The organism is Psychrobacter sp. MES7-P7E, from assembly GCF_002863645.1.
Lineage (GTDB): Bacteria > Pseudomonadota > Gammaproteobacteria > Pseudomonadales > Moraxellaceae > Psychrobacter.
Genome location: NZ_PJBU01000112.1, coordinates 126,665 through 145,632, shown reverse-complemented (window position 1 = coordinate 145,632; position 18,968 = coordinate 126,665). Strand labels below are relative to the sequence as shown.

16 protein-coding genes are annotated in these 18,968 nt (G+C 42.5%); 6 read left to right on the top strand and 10 right to left on the bottom strand.

Annotated features, from left to right (window positions below; translation table 11 throughout):
- Positions 1 to 47: 47 nt before the first annotated feature.
- Both tsaE and CXF62_RS11980 read right to left on the bottom strand, forming a co-directional pair.
- A complete protein-coding gene (gene tsaE / locus CXF62_RS11985; RefSeq protein ID WP_102094534.1) occupies positions 48 to 578 on the bottom strand; it encodes a tRNA (adenosine(37)-N6)-threonylcarbamoyltransferase complex ATPase subunit type 1 TsaE in 531 nt (176 codons plus the stop codon).
- Positions 578 to 1,198: a 6-pyruvoyl trahydropterin synthase family protein gene (locus CXF62_RS11980; protein ID WP_102091507.1), complete on the bottom strand. Its 621-nt coding sequence runs from the start codon at positions 1,196 to 1,198 to the stop codon at positions 578 to 580. The genes tsaE and CXF62_RS11980 overlap by 1 nt, the downstream gene beginning before the upstream one ends.
- A gap of 351 nt (positions 1,199 to 1,549) precedes the next feature.
- Here CXF62_RS11980 and CXF62_RS14945 point away from each other — a divergent pair, with 351 nt between their 5' ends.
- Positions 1,550 to 1,672 (top strand): hypothetical protein, encoded by a 123-nt coding sequence (locus CXF62_RS14945; protein ID WP_021815223.1) that lies wholly within the window; start codon positions 1,550 to 1,552, stop codon positions 1,670 to 1,672.
- Positions 1,673 to 1,780: 108 nt separating this feature from the next.
- Here the strand turns inward: CXF62_RS14945 and CXF62_RS11975 are convergent, their stop codons facing one another.
- Positions 1,781 to 2,113: a YnfA family protein gene (locus CXF62_RS11975; protein ID WP_057760460.1), complete on the bottom strand. Its 333-nt coding sequence runs from the start codon at positions 2,111 to 2,113 to the stop codon at positions 1,781 to 1,783.
- A 221-nt stretch (positions 2,114 to 2,334) separates the two neighbouring features.
- Here CXF62_RS11975 and htpX point away from each other — a divergent pair, with 221 nt between their 5' ends.
- The gene (gene htpX, locus CXF62_RS11970) at positions 2,335 to 3,243 is read left to right on the top strand and encodes a protease HtpX (RefSeq protein WP_102094533.1); all 909 of its coding nucleotides are present in this window, start codon (positions 2,335 to 2,337) and stop codon (positions 3,241 to 3,243) included.
- 160 nt (positions 3,244 to 3,403) lie between these two features.
- Here the strand turns inward: htpX and CXF62_RS11965 are convergent, their stop codons facing one another.
- The 3 genes from CXF62_RS11965 to CXF62_RS11955 all read right to left on the bottom strand — a co-directional run bounded on the left by CXF62_RS11965 (position 3,404) and on the right by CXF62_RS11955 (position 8,136).
- Positions 3,404 to 5,098: an alpha/beta hydrolase-fold protein gene (locus CXF62_RS11965; protein ID WP_102094532.1), complete on the bottom strand. Its 1,695-nt coding sequence runs from the start codon at positions 5,096 to 5,098 to the stop codon at positions 3,404 to 3,406.
- Positions 5,099 to 5,344: 246 nt separating this feature from the next.
- Positions 5,345 to 6,619 carry a saccharopine dehydrogenase family protein gene (locus CXF62_RS11960; protein ID WP_102091503.1) on the bottom strand — a complete coding sequence of 425 codons (1,275 nt, stop codon included), beginning with the start codon at positions 6,617 to 6,619 and terminating at the stop codon, positions 5,345 to 5,347.
- A gap of 275 nt (positions 6,620 to 6,894) precedes the next feature.
- On the bottom strand, positions 6,895 to 8,136 hold the full coding sequence (locus tag CXF62_RS11955; RefSeq protein ID WP_102094531.1) for a carboxynorspermidine decarboxylase: 1,242 nt from the start codon (positions 8,134 to 8,136) through the stop codon (positions 6,895 to 6,897).
- A 99-nt stretch (positions 8,137 to 8,235) separates the two neighbouring features.
- Here CXF62_RS11955 and CXF62_RS11950 point away from each other — a divergent pair, with 99 nt between their 5' ends.
- Positions 8,236 to 8,901, top strand: coding sequence for a DUF924 family protein (locus CXF62_RS11950; protein ID WP_102094530.1), 666 nt, complete (start codon positions 8,236 to 8,238; stop codon positions 8,899 to 8,901).
- A gap of 133 nt (positions 8,902 to 9,034) precedes the next feature.
- On the opposite strand, the gene CXF62_RS11945 is transcribed toward CXF62_RS11950, so the two are convergent.
- The 3 genes from CXF62_RS11945 to lpxB form a co-directional block, all read right to left on the bottom strand.
- A complete protein-coding gene (locus CXF62_RS11945; protein WP_102094529.1) occupies positions 9,035 to 10,276 on the bottom strand; it encodes a CAP domain-containing protein in 1,242 nt (413 codons plus the stop codon).
- A 321-nt stretch (positions 10,277 to 10,597) separates the two neighbouring features.
- Positions 10,598 to 11,476: a ribonuclease HII gene (locus CXF62_RS11940; protein WP_102094528.1), complete on the bottom strand. Its 879-nt coding sequence runs from the start codon at positions 11,474 to 11,476 to the stop codon at positions 10,598 to 10,600.
- 22 nt (positions 11,477 to 11,498) lie between these two features.
- A complete protein-coding gene (lpxB, locus tag CXF62_RS11935; RefSeq protein WP_102094527.1) occupies positions 11,499 to 12,815 on the bottom strand; it encodes a lipid-A-disaccharide synthase in 1,317 nt (438 codons plus the stop codon).
- A gap of 429 nt (positions 12,816 to 13,244) precedes the next feature.
- On the opposite strand from lpxB, the gene CXF62_RS11930 reads away from it, so the two are divergent.
- The gene (locus tag CXF62_RS11930; RefSeq protein ID WP_102078467.1) at positions 13,245 to 14,327 is read left to right on the top strand and encodes a 3-deoxy-7-phosphoheptulonate synthase; all 1,083 of its coding nucleotides are present in this window, start codon (positions 13,245 to 13,247) and stop codon (positions 14,325 to 14,327) included.
- Positions 14,328 to 14,504: 177 nt separating this feature from the next.
- On the opposite strand, the gene pepN is transcribed toward CXF62_RS11930, so the two are convergent.
- Positions 14,505 to 17,105, bottom strand: a complete 2,601-nt coding sequence (pepN, locus tag CXF62_RS11925) for an aminopeptidase N (RefSeq protein WP_228153231.1) — start codon at positions 17,103 to 17,105, stop codon at positions 14,505 to 14,507.
- Between the two features lie 433 nt (positions 17,106 to 17,538).
- Between pepN and CXF62_RS11920 the strand changes: the two genes are divergently transcribed.
- Positions 17,539 to 18,147: a DUF6231 family protein gene (locus CXF62_RS11920; RefSeq protein ID WP_102094525.1), complete on the top strand. Its 609-nt coding sequence runs from the start codon at positions 17,539 to 17,541 to the stop codon at positions 18,145 to 18,147.
- 141 nt (positions 18,148 to 18,288) lie between these two features.
- Positions 18,289 to 18,807 carry a peptidoglycan-associated lipoprotein Pal gene (gene pal, locus CXF62_RS11915; protein WP_102094524.1) on the top strand — a complete coding sequence of 173 codons (519 nt, stop codon included), beginning with the start codon at positions 18,289 to 18,291 and terminating at the stop codon, positions 18,805 to 18,807.
- The last annotated feature ends 161 nt before the right edge of the window (positions 18,808 to 18,968 follow it).

Genomic DNA, 18,968 nt, shown 5'->3' with positions numbered 1-18,968 from the left:
ATGTCATATTTTTGGAAAGTAGCGTTTGGTATAATTTAGATATTCATTTAGATGATAAGTTGTGATAAATCCAAACCCTGCGCTTGACCTGCCTTTGACACTCTCAACTGCACTTGGCGTGCTTCAGTGTCGTTATCACCGCTTACACTTTGGGTCATATCGATGAATAACGTAGGCGGTGGCAAATAGCTATCCGCGCGGCTAGCCCATTCGATGATGACTAGCGCTTCAGGCTCATCGAGATACTCATCAAACCCAATAAAAGACAGCTCTTCTGGATCTTGCAGACGATATAAGTCTGCATGATAAACTGGTTTGATGGAACCATCTTTTCGCTGAATACTGTAGGGCTCAACCAAGGTATAGGTTGGGCTTTTCACCGCACCTGTATGACCAAGCGCTTGTAACCAATAACGCGTTAGTGTCGTTTTACCAGCGCCCAAGTCACCTGCCAGCCACACGCTACCTGTCAGTGACAAGGTCGCTAATTGCTCAGCCAATGCTTGAGTATCTTGCTCAGAGTTTAATATCAGAGTCTTTAGGTATTTGCTATTTTCTATAGATTGACCATCACACATCAGACTGAACCTGCTTGTACTTGCTCTGTCTGAACCTGCATGGTCACGGTTGGATTGGTAAAGCTTTCACCGCGAATCAGCTTGGCATACAGCTCAGAGTCAGTCCACTCAGCACGAACCTGCTCACTGAATTCAAAATCTTCTAGAACTAGTTTACCCATTTGATCGTTTGCAACATCATCAGCAAAACACTGCGCATACCCTGTCGCCGTCTCATGGGCAATCACTGAGTACACGCTGACATCTGCTTCACCATTTTGCATTTGTGTCTGACGTAGTATTTCTTGTGCCCAAAAGAATATCACTCGTGAAAACTGCTCTGCCGATGGCGAAACTGGTAGGCTGATCCAACGTGCGCTAAATTTCTTACACGCTGCGACATACTCAGGATCATCTTTGTTCCAAAAGCAAATGGCATGATCAAAGCTATCGATAATGTCTTTGATAGAAGATTTTAGTAGGCCAAAGTCATAAACCATTTGCCCATGGTCTAAACGAGTGGCCTCAAGGATCAGCTCAATCTGATAGCTGTGACCATGAATCGAATGCTTACAACGCTCAGAACTACAATTACGAACGATGTGAGCATTTTCAAATTTAAATAGTTTACGAATACGCATAATAATTTGACCAAAACAGTAAGCACTATGGTGCTAAATGTTAATAAATAAGAGTTTGCCGCGTTTATGAATCGGTTTATGACGCATTATAGCAAATCGCCATGTATCCGTAAGTAAGCACTTATTAATACAATGATTGATTGAACGAATCAATTGATAAACTAGGACTAACCGTAAACATAAAGAATTTGAACGATAATTGAATCGTAGACGAATTGTGCGAGCGCTATCTATTACTAAAGCTTAAGCCTATACTCTATTCAGTAAACAGCTATGTTAGCTGTATTCACACTGTCTTGAATTCGCTTAACTTTGCGTAATGAGTAGTGTGCTGTAAAAAAGGAAACGATGATGAGCAAAGGTCAAGATAGTAAGAAGAACGTTAAGAAAAAGCCCCTTTTGACTGCTAAAGAGAAGAAAGCTGCCAAACAAGCCAAGAAAGACGACAATGGTAGTATTTTAGGCAAACATTAATAATCAATATATTAATATACCAATCCGACCTAGCCGTTTGATTGGTATTTTTTTGATTCGTCATTGGCCTTTAGCTAAGCACTGTCTTTAATTGAGCTTAGGTTTTGATTAAGCTCCGCGCGGCGCAAACATAATAATCGCCATTCCCAGCAACGCAACTACCGAACCCACTATATCCCACATGGTTGGTCGTATACCATTGACCGTCCACAACCATAAAATCGCCATGCATATATAAACACCACCATATGCAGCATAGACCCTGCCCGCAGCAGTTGGGTGTAATGACAGCAGCCAAACAAACGCGACTAAGCTCAGCGCACCAGGTATCAGCAGCCAGATTGACTTGCCTTCTCGCAGCCACAGATAAGGCAGATAACATCCTGCAATCTCAGCCAATGCAGTAAGCGCAAATAGCCCAACCGTCTTTAATTCTGTCAAAAATCACTACTCCTCATCTACTACTTTTCTAACCTGCTAAAACCAGTCAGGTATTGTACGGCATTCCCCAAAATAATCACCCTATCTCTGTCACCACTTATAAAAAGCTATTTTTTCTAACATTACAGTCAAAACCACAGTAAAATCTATCATAGCAAACAAACCTCTTAGATAACCGCCTATCTAGGCCATACCAACACTTTAAATAGGAAATTAGCGTCATGATGCGTATTGGATTATTTTTATTGACCAACTTAGCAGTGATCGTGGTCTTTAGCATTGTGTTTGGTATTTTATCGAGGTTTTTTGGAATCGGTGGTGTGCACAGCGCAGGTGGTCTTAACTACACTAGCCTTGCCGTTATGTGTGGTATCTACGGTATGGTCGGCTCGATGGTGTCGCTATTTATATCAAAGTGGATGGCTAAAAGATCCACTGGTACGGTAGTCATAGAATCGCCACGCACCGCTACTGAGCAATGGTTAGTTGATACAGTCGCCAAACAAGCGCGAGCCGTAAATATTGGTATGCCTGAGGTTGGTATCTTTGATAATTCGCAGCCAAATGCCTTTGCGACTGGTTGGAATAAAAATAAAGCCCTAGTAGCGGTTTCGTCTGGTCTACTACAAAATATGAACCAGGATGAGGTCGAAGCGGTACTGGCGCATGAGATTGGCCATGTGGCGAACGGTGACATGGTAACCCTTGCCCTTATTCAAGGCGTGGTCAATGCGTTTGTAATGTTCTTTGCACGCATTGTCGGTAGTTTCGTTGACCGTACTGTGTTTAAAAATACCAGTGACCGCCCAGGTATTGGTTACTTTATTACGAGTATCGTAATGGATATCTTACTTGGATTTTTGGCATCTGCCATCGTGATGTGGTTCTCACGCTTACGTGAATTCCGTGCGGATCAAATGGGCGCAAAATTGGCCAGCCGCGAAAAAATGATTAGGGCGCTTGATGCGCTTCGTCCTTCTGCACAGCGACCAGATCAAATGCCTGAGAGTATGAAAGCATTTGCGATCTCATCAGGACAAACGCAAGGCTTTAGTATTGCCAATCTATTCCGTTCACACCCAACGCTTGATGACCGTATTGCGGCGTTGAGAGAATATAATCCTAATTAATGACAATCGATTTAAAACCAACTTGCTACTTGTTAGCAGGTTGGTTTTAAAAAAATACTTTATATAGAAAATTAGAAGTTAGAGTATGAATACTCAGTCACTATCATTTTATTTAGTAGTAAAAGGCTAAACATTAGCGCTAGTTTAAATAAAAGAGATATTACTTCTTTTCCTTAGACGGAAAAAGCGATACCAAACCATCTCCTATGATTCCTCGCCAAGCAAAGTAATCATGTCCTGCAGCATACTCTTGATAATGTGTATCGTACCTTTTTGCCAATAAAACGTCTCGCAGATGACGATTGGTTCCCAATATACCGTTGCTACCACTTTTACCACGAGCCGTTTCAAACACGCCTGCGCTCAAAAAGAAACGAACGGGTGCCTTATCCATTTTTATTACCTCAGACGCTACGAAGTGTTTATCTTCTGCTGTCTGATCTTTTGGATGCCACCAGTAAGACCCAGACATAGAGATAACATTGCCAAATATGTCGGGGTGACGTAGTGCGATAGTCGTCGCTGCTAAACCGCCATAACTTGACCCTGCAATGACCGTTCTATCCGTTGGTATCGCTACTGGCAATCGTTTATTTATTTGTGGTACTAACTCATTGGCCAATACATCTGCAAACATTGGGTTGGCAGGTAATTCACGTGCACGGGCATCATTGTCAGGATTGCTAATAAACACCGCTGTCACTGGTGGAACCTTACCTTCTGCAATCAAATTATCTAAAATCGTGGGCAATCCAACCGTATCAATATAGGCTTCCGCATCAAAGATATATAACAGCACCGCATCATCTTTACTATTCTCCTTGTTGTTATTAACAGTTGGGGAGTAAATGGTGATATCGCGAGTATTGTCCAATGTACTATTGGTAAATTTAAAGGTAGACAACGCTCCTTTGGGAACCTCTGCCTGTCTTTTTATCCAACGCCTATTTGGTGCGTCTTTTAACGTAATAGTAGATTTGGTTGTGTACTTATCAGTGGCTGAACGTGGCCATGAATGGTGATTATAAGGATCGGCTTGAGCCACGGCTTTTATGGCGACTCTACGAGCAAACTCAGACAGAGGTGGCTCAGGGGTATTGGGAGCAATCTGATAGGATAAGTGCGTGTTGTTTGGCACAATAAAACTTTTGTACCATGTATCAGAGTCTACCAATCGTTGCAATGCATCATGATTGGTGGACGGGCCACCCATTAACTTGACATTGCGATAGTCTCCTAGCGCTAAAAACGTCATCACAGTGCCCAAAGCTGTGTCTTCAATCAGCGGTGTACCTAATACTTCCACTTCCGCCCAAAAGCGATCTGTACTCTGCCCTTTCTGCAATGACTCAAGTAATGCCGATACTCTGGGGCTGAGTAACGTGTCAGAACTGTCTAGAGAATTTCCTAAAGAACCTTTTAAATCTTGCTCTGCTAAACTAACACGTTGTTCGAGCACTATCTGATAAGCACCTGAGCCAGACAGTCGCCAGGTCTCTGCACAGTTTTCGGCTACTGAATAGAAGTGTTGTTTGCCACTTTTATTATCAATCAAACGGCGCGATACTTTTCCTGTGGCATCGATAACATCTAGCGTCATCATACTTCTATCACTCTCAACATATCCGGTTAGATAATCGCCTGTATCGCAAGGAACGCTAAAGTCTAATGACTTATGCTGTGGCTTGATATCAGCGTTTTCCCTGTTGGAATGATTTAAATCGCCTTTTAAGGGACTTTCAATCGTTAGCATCGTTGCCTCCGAACCAAATGCAGGAAATGACGCCGAATATAATAAAAAGGTAAAGCCTGCTATGGCCCATTTCTTCTTAGGAAGAAATCGTATGTATCTCATTCACTACTCCCTCATTTATTCACTGACAAACATCTAATTTCTACCTTTACAGAATGTCTAGCGAATGATACAAAAGTGAAATACTACCTTATTTTTAATATAGATGATATTGAAAATCATTATCGTTTGATAATTTATTCTGTATAATTAAATAGACAATGACAATTTATTTTTTCTTTATAAAATAAAAAACCCACCTGACTCAATTAAAGTCAGATGGGCTTTTAGAATAGATATAATGACTAACTAAATATCAAACTCAAGCGCTCTATCGCCTTCGCTATCTTTGATACGCGTTGGCAAACCAATCTTATTTAGCAGATTGATAAATGGCTTGGCATCTAACTCTTCGACGTTGACCATTTTGCCTGCATCCCATTCGCCAGTCGCGACTAATATCGCAGCAGCAACAGGTGGCACGCCTGCGGTATACGAGATACCTTGGCTACCAACTTCATTGTAAGCATCTTTATGATCTGAGACATTGTAGATAAACACTTCAGTCTCAACGCCATTGATTTTGCCTTTGACTTTGTCACCGATACAGGTCTTGCCTGTATAGTTCGGTGCAAGCGAGCTTGGATCTGGTAGTACTGCTTTAACAACTTTCAGTGGTACCACTTCTTGGCCTTCAGCAGTCATCACTGGCTGCTCAGATAGCAATCCTAAGCTCTGTAGGACAGTGAAGACATTGATGTAATGCTCACCAAAGCCCATCCAAAAGCGAATGTTTGGTACATCTAAGTTAGCTGACAATGAATGCACTTCATCATGACCGCTTAGATAGCTGTTTTGCACACCTACAACTGGCAAGTCGTCCGTACGTTTAACTTCAAACATTTTGTTAGACTGCCACTTGCTGTCTTGCCAAGAGTAAACCGTACCGGTGAACTCACGGAAGTTAATCTCTGGGTCAAAGTTGGTCGCAAAGTATTTGCCATGGCTGCCCGCATTGATATCAATGATATCGATATCCGTCACAGATCCTGCATCCATCATGTCATAGCCAAGACGCGCATAAGCGTTGACCATACCAGGATCAAACCCTGCACCTAAAATGGCCGTAACATTGTTGTCTGCACAGCGCTCTTTACGTTGCCACTCATAGTTGTTGTACCATGGCGGTGTCTCACAAATCTTACGTGGGTCTTCATGAATAGCCGTATCTATGTAGGCAGTACCTGTCTCAATGCAGGCTTCTAGTACGGTCATATTGATAAATGCCGAACCAACATTGATGACTATTTGTATTCCGGTGTCTTGTATCAGCTGCACGAGTGCTTGGCTGTCCATCGCATCGACTTGATGCGTATGCAAGACCGCAGCCTGCTTAAAGCTGTCTTTTTCTTTTACACTTTGGGCGATGGCATCGCATTTGTCTTTTGTACGTGAGGCGATATGAATCTCACCAAGTACATCATTGTGCATCGCACATTTATGCGCGACCACTTGAGCGACACCGCCTGCTCCGATGATCAGTACATCTTTTTTGTTGGGCTTAGCTTGTTGGTTTGTGTTCAATGAACAATCCTCCTTTGTGTCCCTGTCGATACCATTGATAGCGGCTATGCAAAACAGAAACGAGTGAATGATATGCGTGAATTAAAAAGGAAGACCGAGGAAAACCCACGCACCCGTCGGGCAAATAATACTCCATTATTTGCCCGACGCGATTATAACAATTTTTATTCCCTTATCGGTAAAAAATAATGTATCAATAGCAGATACCTTAAAATCACCCGTTATTAAGACTAAGCCTTTGTTTTCTAATGTAGAAAAGTCTTAGAAATATCGCGTTAAGACAAGCTGGCTTTATAATCTTGATAATCAAACTCGCGCTGGATATCGATACTGCCATCCAACCGGCGGATGACAATCGCTGGCATGTTGACCCCATTAAACCAATTCTTCTTCACCATCGTATAACCAGCAGCATTGCCAAAGGCAATCTGATCGCCTATCTGAAGATTACTCGGTAATGCATACTCGCCGAAGATATCACCTGCTAAGCAAGAACGACCATAAATAATGGTATGGTCTGCCGACTCAGCATTGGCTTCAGACGGCGCAGCTTCTGCTGGATTGCCAGTAGGTGCAATATTGCCAGCAGTATTATTGATCGCGGCAATCGGTGCGGACTCACGATAGATAAGCAAGTCGAGCATATGTGCTTCAATCGAAGCGTCGACGACGGCGAGATTTTTTTGATTGTGCATGGTGTCTAACACTGTCGTCACCAACGTGCCCGCACCGTGAATACTGGCTTCACCTGGCTCAAGATACACTTGCACGCCATAAGTGTCGCTAAACGCTTTCAAACGTGCAGCCAATTTTTCTAATGGATAATCAGGCGCAATAAAGTGGATACCACCGCCCAAGCTCACCCACTCAAGCTGCGCTAAGATATTACCAAATCTTTCTTCAATATCAGCCAAGCTTTCACTAAAGGCTTCAAAACTGTCATTTTCACAATTGTTATGAATCATGACGCCAGTGATATCGCCAAGTACCGCTGCGATTTTATCTTTATCATGCTCACCAAGACGGCTAAATGGGCGTGCAGGATCAGCAATCAAAAACGATGAGTTGCTGGTTTTTGGATTGAGTCGTAGACCTACAGGTATATTTTGCGCGGCGGCTTGCACTTTAAAAGCGTTGAGCTGTGAGATTGAGTTAAAAATGATTTTATCCGCATAGTTCAGCACTTCAGGGATTTCATCTGAACTATAGGCGACGCTATAAGCATGCGTTTCTTTTTTATCTTGGCTATTGGCATCATCGTTATTGCCAAAGGTCTCATAGCCCAATCTCACTTCATTAAGTGAAGACGAAGTCGTGCCATGCAGATAAGGCTGCATCACATCAAAAACGCCCCATGTGGCGAAGCATTTTAGTGCTAATAATGCCTTTGCACCAGACAGCTCACACAGCCTAGCGATGATTTTCATATTAGCGACGATGGCCGCTTCATCAAGCACGTAGTAAGGCGTTGGTGGCAATGTCGCGTTGATAGAATTCTCTAGATTTTTTGCATTCATAATAGATTACCTAATAGACACTCTGCTGTTGGTATCTTGACAGACAGATATAAATATTTGCGCTATAGTAGACTAAATTCATCATAATTAGAATATCTTATGGCACTCTCAACCGATTATTCCACTTCAGCCAGTCGATCCCATTCATCACAATTGGATCCAAAAAACATAGATTTGACTTATCTAGATCCTGATGCGCGTGCCGTGTTGGATTTTTGGTTTGATAAAAACAATGAAGCTTACTGGTTTGAACAAAACGATCGTTTTGATAAGCAGATACAGGATAAGTTTGGTGACCTTTGGCATGCAGCGAAACAAGGCGAATGTGTCACTTGGCGTATCGCAGAGTCTTCATTGGATGGTAATAGCTCGATAACGGCGTTGGCAGGACGCTTGGCAGAAATTATTGTGCTGGATCAGTTTTCACGCAATTTATGTCGCAAACAAGCCTGTGCTTTTGCCCAAGACGGCATGGCATTAGCACTCGCCCAAGAAGCTATTCAGCAGCCATACTTTGATACCTTACCGATGCAGTGGCGTCGATTTATGATCATACCGTTTATGCATTCTGAGTCAGCGCTGATTCACGACCGTTATCTACCATTATTTAAGCAATTAGACGATGCTACCACGCTAGATTTTGAATATCGTCATAAAGAGATCATTGATCAATTTGGGCGTTACCCACACCGCAACGAGGTACTAAATCGCGACTCAACTGAAGATGAAAAGAACTTTTTAAAACAGCCTAACTCATCGTTTTAGGCGAGACTCCTAGTGTTGTATGAAGATAATTAAAGTTATTACAAAAAAATCATCACATAAAAAGAAGGTCTAGACCATATCATTGGTTCAGACCTTTTTTTACGACAAATATTTAGAGAGTATTAAATACTTATTAGTAATTTACCTTACCAGTAGTAAACGTAAATGACTGCTGCTCTAATGTTTTATCGTCAACCAAAATATCAAAGCTGACCTTATATTCGCTATTACCATAAAGTCCACAATTACCACCTTTATTACTACCTGATTCACAGCTTTTGAGCGCATCAGTTAATGGCAAAATAAATGCTTCATTCGTTGGTAGCGCATAATTCGTACCTTTGTACGGATCATTGTCAGAATCAAGCAATTGAATCGGCACATCTATATTGCGCTGCACATCTCTGAATTTAACGTTACTCACTTTAACTTTATCAGCGGATGGCATGTTGATATAAACCGGCTGTCCGATAGGATCAGTACGTAAATTACGCCCAGAGCCTCTGACTGGATTTGGGGTTTCGTTATAAAGTGCAGTAACTGTCCCCGTCACATCTTGACATGGGTACGTAAAAACGCCTTCAAGCGTTTTATTTGTCGTGGTTTTTGTCCCTGCAGCATTGCTTACCAAAACATAGCCTTTATTGTTAGCAGCATTTTTACTACTAGGCGTATAGGTAACCACTCCTGTTCCTACTACGCCTGAGGTTGGCAACATTAAAGAGCGTAGATGATAAGGCGCCGACAACAACGATTTTGCCATAGAGCTTGCCACAGCTTCTGTGCTCAAAAAATTGCCTGCCGAACTATAATAGACAGACTGGGCAATGTTTTCAGTAACGCTATATTGCGAGTTGCCATAATCTGCATTGATCAATCGATCTGCCAGATCTAATCCACTGAAAAAAGGATTGTTAGAACCTGTCACACTAGCAATATCGCTGATTTCATTTTCGAAATGCGCGTTAAAGCTGGTTGGTGAGCTATTAGCAAATACATGTTTAATATAATTTGCGTGTTGAATAGCAATATCATCTAGTTCTGTATCAACGGATAGACCATTTAGACCACAGCTGGTTCTTGCTAGACTGAACTGATTATTTGCACTTAATGCTGCTTGTACATTGTTCTCAGCTGACCCATTGCCACCAGCGTTAGGAGCACCACCACTTTGTTCAGTTGGTGTCGCTATAATCGGAGCAGAAGTAATAGGTTCTGACGTGGTTGGCTCGGCAGTTTCATCACTTTGTGAGTTATCTGGTGTATTAGCAGATGTAGAACTACTATCGGAATCACCGCCTCCGCCGCACGCGCTGAGAAATATGGTTAAAAATAGCACTGCCGCAAGATTTTTCTGAGAAGTATAAGAAGTCATCGCTCATCCTATAAAATAATAGCCTGTTTGTGAAAAGCAATGAGAACCAAAATCAGTTACAGGTTAGTTAGTAATTGATTTAACAGTGTTTTATTTCAATATAATGTCTATTGTATTACAGATTATGAACTTTTGCTCATTATTTTATAAAAAACCTGCTACTCGCTGATTGCAGGTAACAGGTTTCTTTTTAGGTCTATAGATTAACACTATGCTTAGGCTATTTTTAAGGCAAAAATATTATCTATAAAGCACGATTCTTTTGTATTTGCTATACAGTCACTTTTTCATGATCACGTTTCTATAGTCGCTTTTTTATGGCTACTGTATTTCTAGCGCTTTTCTTACTGGTGCGAAACTACGTCTATGCGTTGGCAAGACACCATGTTTTTCGATTGCTTCCATGTGCGCACGCGTCGGATAGCCTTTGTGTTTGGCAATACCATATTCCGGATATTGAGCATCCAGTGTATACATCGATTCATCACGACTTACTTTTGCCAATATACTGGCCGCTGCAATACTAGTATGACGCGCATCGCCTTTTACCCATGCTTGACAGTCAATTGCAAATGGCGCTACCTCCAAATGTTTAAAGCTATCATAGTTCAAGTCAGGGCAACGATTTCCATCAAATAGCGCTTCGATCTTTAATTGATCGAGCGACGTGCTTTTATCATTTCTAGTGGTCGAGAATTTTTTAAAAATCACTTCTAGCAATGATTCAGTACATAAGCGCATGCCAAGCATCGTTGCTTGCAAGATATTCACCTGGTCGATCACTGCTGCTGGTATATCAGCGATGATATAACCGATAGCATGCTGCTGAACCAATGGATAAAGGATATCGCGCTTTTTTTCACTCAGTTGTTTGGAGTCTGTCAGTATCGACAACGGCGTGTCTTTAAGCGGTTGTTCCTCAATCAAACCTGACCAAGTCGCAGGTAATATTGCCGCCGCCACATTGACACTACCTAGTAATGGTCCGCGCCCTGCTTCATCAACGCCGATTTGTAGTATTGATTGCTCCGTCTCTTGGTTATCATTAGTCAGATATTGAGTAAGCAATTCAGCGGTATTCATTTGCCCATATAAACGTATGGGCGCTGCTAACTGAACATATTGTCCTTTAACATCAATATGCTCAATATTAATATCAATTACTTGAACTGGGCTTTCTGTACTGTGTTGAATATACATAATATTAGAAGGTCTTTCTTGTTTAATTAGGATTGACGGTATCGGTATTTTGGATAAACCACTGTTCAATCACGCTGTTTGCAGGCTCATGGTTGCTTTGCTGCTGTAGCGACTGCTTTGTCACTAGTAAGTCGTGTAATTGCTCGGCATAAGCGCGTGGTTGCAGCAATCGCATTACGGTGCGGCAGATATTGTCACCGCTCGCCTGCTCTTGAATCAGCTCAGGTACGATTGGCGCATTAGCCAATATATTAGGCAATGCCACATATGGTACTTTTACCAGACGCTTGGCTATTTGGTAAGTCAGCTGATTTAATTGATAGACCACTACCATCGGACGTTCAAGCAGCATTGCCTCCAGCGTTGCTGTCCCAGATGCCAGCATCACAATATCTGATGCCGCCATGGCATGTTGGCTAAATTCTGGCTGGGTATCATCGTAGACCACTACAATTGCTGCACGTAGCTGTTCTGAGCGTTGGTCGATCACTTCTTGCACAATATATTGATGGTTTTGATCGACCGTTGGAATAATAAAGCACAGCTTAGGATCTAACAGGATTAACTTTTGGATGCCATCAAGCATCAATGGCAAAATGGCTGTAATTTCACCGCGCCTAGAGCCTGGCATCACACAAATAAGCTGACTCACATCATCAAATCGTTCGATGAAGAACTGCTGCAACCCATCATTGTCCCAGACCAACTCACTGCGACGTTGATTGATTGGTGTATCTATCAACGTCTGATCAATGGTTCGTAGCAATGGATGACCCACACAGATCGCCGGATGGTTATGTCGCTCATAAACTGGCAACTCAAACGGGAATAAACATAGCACCAAATTGGTCGCTGCTTTAATATTATGGATACGCGACTCGCGCCACGCCCAAATAGAAGGACTGACGTACTGCACACAGAACACGCCTTGGGGCTTTAGTTTTTTGGATACTCGCAAATTAAAATCAGGCGCATCAATACCGACGAACCAATCAATATTGGCAGCCTTAAATGCGCTCAGTAGCTCGCGGCGCGCTTTAAGCAAATCTGGTAGCTGCGACATTACCTCAACCAGACCCATCACTGCCAAACGCTCTAATGGGAAAATACTCTGTAGCCCTTGCGCATGCATCTTCGTACCGCCTACGCCTACCCAGACAATATCATCACGTAGATTATTCATTTGCCGCATAAAATCTGCGCCTAAGCTGTCGCCAGATACCTCACCTGCGACGATGCCTATCACTAGCGGCGTAGCATTTATCTTTGCTACTTGAGAATCCGTCTCGGCTTGATGAATGAGGTCAGTATGGTGATGAGACGTAGCAGAATCTGTCATGACAAGCTCTCGATATTAGAAATACACAAAATAAAATAAACCGTTATTATAAAATATAACGTAATAAATCAGCGATACGAACTCACAGATAATGTGCGCACTCATCCGTACTGTTTTAATGCCACAGTTTGGGCCACCCATCGCTAATGTTGCTATCATACTTGACGATGATACAAATAGCGAAATTCACGCATAAAATCTGAGCGTTATGCATCAAAAACTCAACCAACTCTTATTAATAGATAGAAAAACCAAATGCTAAACGTGCATTTAGAACGTCAAATATCATGCTAAGTCTCTATAAGTATAACTAAGTTTTAGTTTCCTCATTCCAGTTATCAGTCAATTAACTGCTCGACTACCCTTGTCAACCAACACTTTTGTCCGCATAATGATTATTCCTATAAATCAGCTAGACGATATATAACCATGACAACATCAGTTACCCATAATGCAGATATTGACGACGTGAATATTGAAAAATTTATTCCTTTGATTACCCCCGCCGAGCTAAAAGCCGAGCTGCCTCTGTCAGACGACGCGTATAACACCGTACTAAAAGGTCGTAATACTATTCAAGATATCTTGGATGGTAAAGACAAGCGTTTGTTTGTGGTCATTGGCCCTTGCTCTATTCACGATATCAAAGCCGCTCACGAATATGCCGATCGTTTAGCCGTATTGGCAAAAGAAATCGAAGACAGTGTATTTGTGGTCATGCGTGTTTATTTTGAAAAACCTCGTACGACGGTTGGCTGGAAAGGCATGATCAACGACCCTGACATGAATGACAGCTTTGATATAGAAAAAGGCTTGCGCACGGCTCGTAAATTGCTACTTGATTTGAATGAAAAAGGTCTACCTTGCGCGACCGAAGCACTTGATCCAAATACGCCGCAGTACATCCAGGATCTAATCAGCTGGTCAGCCATTGGTGCACGTACCACTGAGAGCCAAACGCATCGCGAAATGAGCTCTGGTTTATCATGCCCAGTTGGCTTTAAGAACGGTACTGATGGTGGTATGACAGTTGCTGTAAATGCCATGCAAGCGGTTAAAGAAGGTCATAGCTTCTTAGGTCTATCATCAGATGGTAAAGTCTCTATCATCAAATCTAAAGGTAACCCTTACGCGCACGTGGTACTTCGCGGTGGTAATGGCAAGCCTAACTATGATGAAACTGCGGTAGCCCAAGTTGAAAACGAGCTGGCAAAAGGCAAGACCAATAGCAAGATTATGATTGACTCAAGCCATGCCAACTCCGGTAAAGACCCTTACCTACAACCGATGGTTATCAAAAACGTTGCCGAACAAATTCAAAACGGCAATAAATCAATTATCGGTATGATGATTGAGAGTCACTTAAAAGGCGGCAATCAAAAACTGACTGCTGATTTGAGCCAGCTTGAGTACGGCAAATCAATCACCGATGGCTGCCTAGATTGGGATAGCACCGTCACAGCATTACGTGACTTACGTGATATGGTAAAAGATGTACTACCAAATCGCTAATAGCTATCCGCGATAAATTATCGTCGAGCAAACGATAAAAAGCCCCTTTCGCATCAATGCGAAAGGGGCTTTTTATTTATGAACGTTGTATAAGAAATACTGTATTCTAAAACTTGGTTAGCAATGATCATCACGATACATGTTTCATTAACTGGTCAAAGCTAACCCTGTTCTCAATTAACTATTTGCAGCACCTAGTACACTCTCTAAGCTTTCGAGCACATGCTTAGATGAGACATTCTTTTGTAAATCTATCAGCTGCTCGTGCGCCATTTGACGACGCGGCTCAGCCAACGTATTCCAGCGGGCCAGTACTTGCAGTAAGCGTGACGCTAACACAGGGTTAGCATCATCTAATTTCTGAATCACGCCCGTATACATCTCTAAACCTTCTGCCGTCCAAAGTACCGTCGGTTGCGAGCTAAAGGCGCTGATGACCGAACGGACACGGTTAGGCGTATTCCAATCAAAGTCCGTGTGCGTCAGTAGCGACTTGACCGTGTCAGGCGTCACATCGTCGGCGGCAGCTTGGACACTGAACCACAAATCGATAACCAGATCGTTTGCTTGGAAACGATCATAGAAGTCCGCTAAGTACTTATCTGCACCTTCCAGCTGATGATTGACCATGGCCTTCAATGCACCAAAGCGCTCAGTCATACAGCTCGCATTATCATACTGCTGCTGTGCCCAGTCTGCTGCATCATCCACATTGACAGTCAACGCCATATCAAGTACGACATTACGCAGCGCACGAATACCTCGAGCTTCAGCGCTATCCTCATAAGACTGCATTGGCAGGTTATTATACAGCTCAGCCCATTGGCCTTTTAACTTATCAGCTACTTGCTTATACAGCCCATCGCGCTGCTCTTTAACCAACACTGGATCGTAGTCTTTAGAAATAGCAGAAGCCAACTCTTGCGCTGATGGAATATCAAGTAACCGTGCCGCTAGCATCGCATCGTCAGCCGCTAAGACAGGCAGCGTCTGCGCCAATGCTTCTAGGTATACATCAGGGCTGCTCTTCCCACCTTGTCCTTGCAGCAAAATACGATTTACCAGCATTTGAGTAACTTGCCAGCGGTTAAACCCATTGGTTTCATGCTTAAGCAAAAACGCTAAGTCTGCATCTTGGTAGTCATAGTTGAGCTGTACTGGCGCGCTAAAGTCACGTAGTAATGACACGACAGGCTCGCTTGCGACATTCTCAAAGACAAACGTTTGCGTCGCCTCGTCAAGCAATAACATACGCTCAGCAACGATAGCGCCTGAGTCTTTGTCAAATAAGGCGGTTGCTACAGGTATCGGCAATGGTTTTGGTGCATCAAAGCCTTTAACATGGCGTGTTTGCTGATTCAAAGTGATGGTCAGCGTCTGTGCGTTGCTATCATAGGTTTGAGAACCCGATACCACTGGCGTACCAGGTTGACGATACCAATCAATAAAATTCTCGATTTTGTCATCGGTGATACTCAGTGCTGATAAAAAGTCCTCAACCGTTACCGCTTGTCCATCATAGCGACGGAAATATTCATCTGTTCCTTTGCGGAAATCATCTGGCCCTAACGTATTGGCAATCATGCGTACAATTTCAGCGCCCTTCTCATAGACAGTCGTCGTATAAAAATTATTAATCTCAACAAAACTCTCTGGACGTACCGGATGTGCTAATGGACCTGCATCTTCGCTGAATTGATGGGCACGCAGGGTCGCCACATCATCGATACGCTGTACCGCACTTGACTGTTGATCTGCTGAAAATGACTGATCACGGTAAACGGTAAAACCTTCTTTCAAGCACAGCTGAAACCAATCACGGCAAGTGATACGGTTACCAGTCCAATTATGAAAATACTCATGAGCAATAATGGCTTTTACGCTAAAACTACGGGCATCGGTGGTCGTCTCAGGGCTAGATAACACGCAAGCGGTGTTAAAAATATTCAAGCCCTTATTTTCCATCGCACCCATATTAAACTGGCTGACCGCCACAATCATGTAGCGATCTAAATCATAGGCTCGACCATAATTGACCTCATCCCATTTCATGGCATCCTTTAAGGCTTGCATACCGACATCGCATTTATCAATATCAGCAGACTTGGCATACAACTCAAGCAATACTTCTCGACCTTCGCTGGTCGTATAAGAATCTGTCAATACATCTAAATCGGCAACTACACAGGCAAATAGATAGCTTGGCTTATTGGTTGGATCGTGCCAGATGGCGTAATGGCGGTCTGGCGCGTCGGCCACTTCACCTGCTTCGACTAAGTTACCATTGGCCAATAACGTCGGATAGCGCTTATCTGCTTCAAGTCGCGTGGTAAATATCGCTAGCACATCAGGGCGATCCGGATAAAAAGTAATCTTACGGAAACCCTCTGGCTCGCACTGAGTCACAAACATAGTATCGTCGCCACTGCCCGCCATATACAGACCTTCAAGCGCCGTATTAGTCTGTGGGTAGATACGCACTTGAATATCTAAAGTAGCTCGCTCAGGGGCATTATAAATCGTCAGCTTACCCGCTACCTGCTGATAATCCTCAGTGCTCAGTGCCTTACCATTCATCGTAATCGTTAGCAGCTCTAATGACTCACCAAATAAGACAATATCCCCTGCCGTTTGACGTACCATCTCAAGCGTACTGTCTACCTGCGCGTAGTCTTCAAACAGCTTAATATCTAAATGTACCGTATCGACATCAAAACTTGGTTTGGTATAGTCTTTTAAGTTAATCTTACTTGGCGTATGGGGCGGCACATCTGGCATTTCAGGATTGATGATTTGTGCATCAGTTTCAGCAGTAGACATATGGTGTCCTATTATTATCGTTGATTTGGTTATAAGTTATTTTTACTAGGGGTGAATAATATAATAATGAGTAATATCTTTTCGCTATTTGCAAAAGGCTTTAATGCAAATAAAGACTTTATCTCTAGGCTAACTAATCAGCTAAGCGCTTAATAAGCTAAGCACATACACAAAACTTCGCAGTGACTAAGCTAACTTCATTACTAAATTGATTTTCTCATCAAGCTTATAGCTAGATTGACCTAAATCACTAAATTTCAAGTATGTAAAGTAAGATATCGTCGGTTCAAGATGATTTAAATATGAAACATACGTTATCAATTGGATAATGTCGTTGAAAATGATTTAATAGTCATACTGATGACCTATCATTTAACTAACGGCCTATTATATGACAAAAAATACGGTGAAACGCGCAGACATTACCCTACCTTTGCTTATAGAGTATGTTGATGCACTACTACCCTCATTAACGACTCAAACAGAACTGTCACCTGAGCATAACAAAGATAATAGTGAAGCATTGTGGGTAGCACATAACCATGCCGACTTATTAGCACTACAAGCCCAACTTGACGATACTACATCTATTAATGAGAACACTGAAGCGAAGCTGAACGCACGACACTTATCAACGTTATCAGATCTTGCTAAACAACATGTACCTGATCGTTATGAGCTTGCTTGCTTTTGGCTACCCACCTTGTCAGAAGAGCTGACTCAGCACTATGTACCGCTACTCATGCGCTACCGTGACCTGTATGCCGCGCATTTGCTTATTGCATTGGACAGCTCTGTAGACTTAAAACCTTATGGCTTTACACCATTTGATATATTGAATGAGCCGTCTCTAAATATTGATGATATTCAATCTATTACCTCATCAACCGTTACTGCGACGCTTTGGCAATTTAATCTATATGACTACAAACAACTACCAAATTGGCTCAATGCTGATTACTGGGCCAACCCTGAAAACTGGGGCAAGCACCGCTGGTAATACGCTCGATTTTATCTATCGTAATTTACAGTAAAAATACTTACATAAATTAACATTTAGTATATTATAGATAGAGATTGCCTAAGTTTTATCGGAAGCAGTTTAAAAAAACAAATTTAATTAAAATTTTAGGAGCTCGTCATGTCAATCAGTTTTTCTAAGATCGCTGTTCTTGCTGTGCTATCAAGCGCCGTTGCACTAACCACTGGTTGTGCTACCAAGCGCTCTACCTCAGAAGTTGTCGTTGCCCCGCTAGGTATCCCAGGTGGACAAGTTGGCTACAATGGTGCGGTTATCGTTGATAACTCAAATGCTGTCATCACTGGCGCTGAGAATATTCAAGCAGTGGTCTACTTTGCCTTTGATAGCAGCGAAATTACTGCTCAATCAGCGAGCGTCCTTAACCAACACATAAGCCTGCTAAATTCAAACCCAGCAGCGACTGTCGTTATCGCAGGTCACACTGATGAGCGCGGTAGCCGTGAATACAACATGGCACTAGGTGAGCGACGCGCACAAGCTGCACGTAACTACCTTGCTGCTCAAGGTGTCACTGCAAACAACATCCGTGTCATTAGCTATGGTGAAGAGCGCCCTGCAGCAGCTGGTAACACAGAAGACGCGTATGCACAAAACCGTCGTGCTGAACTATCTTACTAAATTGTGTTTTAGCGTTATTTGTAGCGTTCGATAGTTTAATAAAAGCCCAGCAAGAATATATTGCTGGGCTTTTTGGATTTTTAGTAGGTTAATTAGATATCAATTATTTAACTATAGCTATTGTATGACTATCTATGTATCAAATACATAGCGTTCAGACT